Genomic DNA, 5,365 nt, shown 5'->3' on the forward strand with positions numbered 1-5,365 from the left:
GGAGGCGACCGGCTGGGCGCAGCACACGGTCCGCGGCTTCCTCGCCGGGCTGAAGAAAAAGGGCCACGCCGTCGAGGTGCTGGAGCGGGTGCGCCAGGTCGGACCGGGGGCTCAGGGCGCGAAGGGCAGCTACAGCGTTTACCGCATCGCCGCCGGGGAGCAGGGCTGATGGCCACTCAGCGTCGCGCCTCGACCCAACCCCGCTACGCGGTGGCGCTGTACCGGGTCTCCACAGCCGAGCAGGGGCACTCGGGCCTTGGGCTGGAAGCGCAGCAGGCCAGCGTCTGCGCCTTCGTCGAGCGGGAGGGCTGGACGCTTGTTGCCGAGCACCAGGACATCGCCTCGGGCAAGGACGACCGCCGGCCCGGGTTCCAGGCGGCGCTGACCCGCTGCCGGCAGCTCGGGGCGGTGCTGGTGGCGGCGCGCCTCGATCGGATCACCCGGCGCGCTCACACTCTCTCGGGGCTGCTAAGGGAGGGCATCTCCATCCGCGCGGCCGACATGCTGAGAGCGGCCGATCTAACGACGTCAATTTATAGCTGGGGATTATGCAAGAAGCCGAATGCATCAGCGTCCGACTTCTTGCAACTCGCGATCGAGCTAAGCGGGTAGTGGAGCAGGCGCAGGAACCTGCTTGTTTGCCGCCACATCAACTGGGCTGAGCGCCACGTCCTCGGCCGGTCCCTTTGACCCGTATGCGAAGCGGAGCATGTCAGTCATTGCGAAGCTACCGACGTGCTCGCCGAGGGTTGGCCTCCAAGTCGGCTTTTCCAGCGTCCAACCTTCGTTCTGGCAAATGAACGACTCTGGATCGCCGACGAGAAGGCCCACGAACACCTCGGCCAGAATGCGGCTGCCAACAGGACCGAGGCGAGCGCCTCGTTGTCGGAGCTGCGCCTCCTTCAAGATGTAGTACCAAAGAGGTGTTTTCTCGTGCAGGCCGTGCGCTTTTGCGAGCTTGCCGTCGTCGCCGCTGCTTGCAATCTCGGCGGGCGTCAGTGGAGCAATTTTCATCAGGCGCGCCACGTCCTGTCCAGATGGGAGCATCATTTTCGCGCCACGTGCCAAGTTGCGGACGGCGAGGCTGGGATGATCAGAGAGGTCGACGCCGGGACCTTTCCGCCCACCCGGTAGTTCGTGCATCGCCTGGACAAGGTAGGGGTCGATGAGCCGCGAGCGGTTTCGCGCAAGGCCGTTTTCCTGACCCTGATCCGTGCCAAAATCGAAGAAGCGGCGCCAGTCGTTGATCCAGTCACTGGGCAAGGTGGGGACTGCAGGTTCGCCTGCAATTGGCGCATTAGTTTGGTCCGATGCCAACTCGCCAATGATGTTGCCGGAAAGGCCGCTGAAGACGAACGATCGCAAGAAGGGTTGATCCGGGAAGACGCGGTTGTGGCTATAGCCGCCGCGCACCATGCTGTGGCCAAGGCGGTAAGCTGCCACAGAAAATTCCACCGGGATGTACGGCTCCTTGTAGATGCTGAGCTTCTCGAACCGGTAGAACTCTCGCTTCCTCAAGGAAGTGGCAACGTCATTCATGTCAACGAGTTTGCCGAGGAAGTCGTGCAACACCATCCACTGGTAATGCCAGGTGACCTGCTGCCGGACCTGCGCGAAGTCCATGTCCGGGTTTGCTCGTGCAACGGCGTTGTGGAACAAGAGGAAGGCGACATGCGTTTGGGCGACCAAGAGATTCTCGTCATTGCGGTGGTCGCCAATCAGGGCCCGTCCCTGAATACCCCGTGGTAGGTCGAACTCCAGGTCAGGTTTTACGTCAGGACCGACGAGGCCCTGGACGGTGCGCCCGAGCAGCATTCGCGCAGAGGAGAGGGCGGGGTTCGCCTTGCGGCGAGCATAAAGCTGCGGGCTTGCGCCCGGCCCCATTCCATAAACGCAGTCCAAATCCAGCCTGGGCGTCCGGAAGTTTAGGACCTGGTCAACATCTTTGATGCGCTCAGCGATGCCAGTATTATCCAAAGTGATGTCGTGATCGATGAACTGACCGAGGTAGGTGAAGCCGGAGGGAATATTTTGATTATCCCCCGTCTGGTTGGAACCACCTTCAATCATAGCTTCCCCAAGTGCGATAAGCGCAGCCTCGGGTACCTCCAGCGCTTTGAGTTCCGGAAATAGGCGGCCAAAACGCCCTGCGCGGAAATCAACTCCGGGAGGAGGGACAGCAATGCCACCTCGCAAGGGCGAGCCGTGCCGAATGATTGGACGCGCGATGATCGCAGCCATGGAGTTCTTTTTGAGCTCGTTAGGCACGCTGTCCTCCCGGGTGCTGATGTTCAGCGAGGAGAACAATGAATGGGGCAAGCTCACAAGCTGTGTAACATAAGACGCAGTTCTACTCGGTGGCTGATCACACGCCGGCGAGCATGAAACGTTTCTGATTTTGACCGCTCGCGGTCCCTGGCCTGTAATCTGTTCAGAAGGCGCTTTGCTCACGGGCTGTTTGGAGCGAAGTACCTTATCAGCGCGACCGAAGTTCTTCGCCACCCTGACCGACCCTCGTCAGGGCTTTGGGTCGTAGGACCCGGCTGAGCGGGTCCAACCCAAGGACCTGACGATGACGAAGCAGCTCCCCCCACCCAGGTGCAGATCCTCACCGCCGCTGCCCAGCACCCGGAAGGGCTGGCCGAGGCGCCCTCGAACTTGCCGGCCGCCGCCCGGAATGCGGTGTTCCAGAGCATGCTGAGGGCCGGGCTGCTGGAGGAGGTCGCCGATCCAAGCGGCAGCGCCATGACAGTGTTGCGGATCGCCGCAGCCGGGCTGACGGTGGTTGGTGAGCCGAGCGGGGCGGAGTTGGCCGGAGGGGCCGTTCAAGTGGCGCAGGAGGGTACGGAGGCAGGCAAGACCAGCACGGCCGCGTTAGAGGCCCATGTGCCGCCTGTGGTGCCCGTTGCCCGTCACAGCCCCGCATTACGCTGCGAGACGCCGCAACCGCCCTGCTTGTGGCCTGGGATGCGGGGGTGGAACTCCCCGCCCTGTCGGCTTCCGTTGAGGCGCTCAGGGCTGCTCTGGGCCGCAGCACGGCAAGTCGGCCGGAGCGTGACCCCTCTGCCCCACGCCTCCCACGTGAAGGCACCAAACAGCAGGCCGTCCTCCCCCTCCTGCATCGGGCAGAGGGCACCACCATTGCCCAGGTTATGGAGGCGACCGGCTGGGCGCAGCACACGGTGCGCGGCTTTCTCGCTGGGCTGAAGAAGAAGGGCCACACGGTCGAGGTGCTGGAGCGGGTTCGGCAAGTCGGACCGGGAGCGCAGGGGGCGAAGGGCAGCTACAGCATCTACCGCATCACCGCCGAGGAGGAGGAGAGCTAATGGCCGCCCCGCGTCGCATCCCAGCCCAGACCCGCTACGCCGTCGCCCTGTACCCGGTCTCCACAGCTGAGCAGGGGCACAGCGGCCTCGGACTAAGGCCTGTTAGCGCCTATTAAAGGATCTGACGCTTGCAGCAGGCGTAGGGTCGGACTCCTCTGATCCCGGCGCGGCTTGGTTTCAATTACCGCATCATCGACCGCAAAGCAGCGGTCCTCCGACAAGTCCAGAACCTTGCCTTGTGGCAGGAAAACAAAGCCTGCTCGGCCTGGAGCAGCAAAGCCTATTGCGCGCTGGCTATCTCCGACACGCGGGCCGCCCTGTTGGGGCAGTCCAAGGCCCTCCAGCCTCCTGCTTAGGCTTTCGTAGCCGTCATCGTACTCATAGATGATGCAGACGTCCGTAAAGCGGTCGCCATTGTACTCCGAAAGCCGAATTGTTCTCGGCTCGCTAGCGTTCAGGGCGCTGACCACAGAAGTTTGGAGCCGCTGAAGCGCTTCGGTATCGGCAGGCCGAAGACGCTTCAGGCCCGTGCAACCATAAAGAAGTAGAGCCAGATAGACGCAGATGCCCAGGATTGTTTTTGCCCGACGCCAGAGCAGGGCTTGGCCTGGTCGCTGATCAGAGCCTGCTTGATCATTGCGCATTGAGAGCGAAGCTATCATCCGCAAGTGGTCCAAGCCATATGACGGCGCTGGACAATCGAAGTATCACGTGGCCAACCTTTTCTAGGTCCCGTAAACGCCTGAATCCTTGGTACGATGGCTGCGTTCTCTGGCTTTTGGAGAACGGGATGGCGCTGACAAACGAGCAGTGGGCGGTGCTGGAGCCACTGATCGAGGCTTGTCGCCCGCACGCCAAGGTGCCGCCGCAGCACCTGCGCCGAACCATCGGCGCGATCCTCTGGCGGCACGACAATGGCGCGAAGTGGCGAGCCCTCCCCGCAGAGGGGACCATGATGGATGGCGGCCCAGACCTTCATCCGCTGGTCGCGTCTCGGTGTCTGGGAACGCCTACTCACCCTGGTACAGGAGCAAGGCGTGAGGATCAGCATGACCTTCCTCGACGGCACCTCGATCCGGGCACACCAGAAGGCAGCAGGGGCAGCCAAAAAGGTGCGACAGCGCCGGAGCGGGACGAGCGTGAGGCGCTTGGCCGCTCACGTGGCGGCTTCGGCACCAAGGTCTGCATGATCGCAGACAGCACAGGCCGCGCCGTCTCCTTCTCGCTTGCGCCAGGGCAGGCGCACGAGCTGCCGCATGCCATCCCCCTCCTCGCCACCCTCCCCGGCGTGCCGTTTTGGGTCGTCGGTGACCGCGGCTACTCCAGCCACGCCTTCCGCGAGCACGTCTGGAACCTCGGTGCACGCCCCGCTATCTTGTCCAAAAGCAATGAGGCCCCAGTCGCGTGCCCGAGTTGGGTCTACACCAACGGCAACCGCGTCGAGCGCCTCTGGGCCAGGCTCAAGGAGTGGCGCGCCGTCGCTACACGCTATGAGAAGACCGCCTCGTCCTTCCTCGGCGTTCTCCACCTCGCGGCAACAATGGATTGGATCAAGAGCCAGCCTGGAGGGTAGGCTAACCCCATGCGGTTCGGCGAATTGCGATCCATTGCCCTCAACGTCGCCGACTCTCTAGCGAGCGGCTATAGCCAACTTGTCGGCATGTACGAGTTGGACGTTTTAGGCGAGGCAGCGAGCAGTCCGCAGGCCTTTATCGACGTGGATTTCCTTGCCGGGACAATATCCGGCGGCCCAGTTTCCGCAACCTTGAGTAAAGCAATCAGCCGCTTTCGTAAGGCGCTGCCGGACCTCTGCAAAAAACACCACGTGTCTGAGGCTGCCTTTCGGCAGCTTAAAGCGCGCTATTCAAACGGTGGATCCTCAGCAACCTTTGTCATCACCGTTGAGGACGCCTACGGCCGGACTGCGACGGATGCCTATGTCGGCAACCCGGGAGCACGGCCCCGGAGCGTCGATCACCTCGGACGCGTCCGCACCCCCCGACCATCGGCAAAGCTCGTCAGCCGCTAACAAGCCCTAG

General features: G+C 62.9%; 5 protein-coding genes and 1 pseudogene. 5 read left to right on the forward strand and 1 reads right to left on the reverse strand.

Annotated elements, in window-relative coordinates; all coding sequences use genetic code 11:
* Together D9599_RS32665 and D9599_RS29960 are read left to right on the forward strand one after the other, a co-directional pair.
* Positions 1 to 169, forward strand: a 169-nt coding sequence (locus D9599_RS32665) for a DUF3489 domain-containing protein (RefSeq protein ID WP_198384996.1), incomplete at its 5' end; no start/stop codon positions are given.
* Positions 169 to 612: a recombinase family protein gene (locus D9599_RS29960; protein WP_198384997.1), complete on the forward strand. Its 444-nt coding sequence runs from the start codon at positions 169 to 171 to the stop codon at positions 610 to 612. The genes D9599_RS32665 and D9599_RS29960, both read left to right, overlap by 1 nt.
* Here D9599_RS29960 and D9599_RS29965 read toward each other — a convergent pair.
* Positions 601 to 2,268, reverse strand: coding sequence for a heme peroxidase family protein (locus D9599_RS29965; RefSeq protein ID WP_198384998.1), 1,668 nt, complete (start codon positions 2,266 to 2,268; stop codon positions 601 to 603). The two genes, D9599_RS29960 and D9599_RS29965, sit on opposite strands and share 12 nt — an antisense overlap.
* Before the next feature lie 707 nt (positions 2,269 to 2,975).
* On the opposite strand from D9599_RS29965, the gene D9599_RS31810 reads away from it, so the two are divergent.
* The 3 genes and pseudogenes from D9599_RS31810 to D9599_RS29980 all read left to right on the forward strand — a co-directional run bounded on the left by D9599_RS31810 (position 2,976) and on the right by D9599_RS29980 (position 5,355).
* Complete coding sequence (locus tag D9599_RS31810; RefSeq protein WP_198384999.1) at positions 2,976 to 3,326, forward strand: DUF3489 domain-containing protein; 351 nt, start codon at positions 2,976 to 2,978, stop codon at positions 3,324 to 3,326.
* A gap of 790 nt (positions 3,327 to 4,116) precedes the next feature.
* A pseudogene (locus D9599_RS29975) lies at positions 4,117 to 4,899 on the forward strand (IS5 family transposase).
* Positions 4,900 to 4,908: 9 nt separating this feature from the next.
* A complete protein-coding gene (locus D9599_RS29980) occupies positions 4,909 to 5,355 on the forward strand; it encodes a hypothetical protein (protein ID WP_198385000.1) in 447 nt (148 codons plus the stop codon).
* The last annotated feature ends 10 nt before the right edge of the window (positions 5,356 to 5,365 follow it).

The sequence above is a fragment of the Roseomonas sp. KE2513 genome, assembly GCF_016107305.1.
Taxonomy (GTDB): domain Bacteria; phylum Pseudomonadota; class Alphaproteobacteria; order Acetobacterales; family Acetobacteraceae; genus Roseomonas.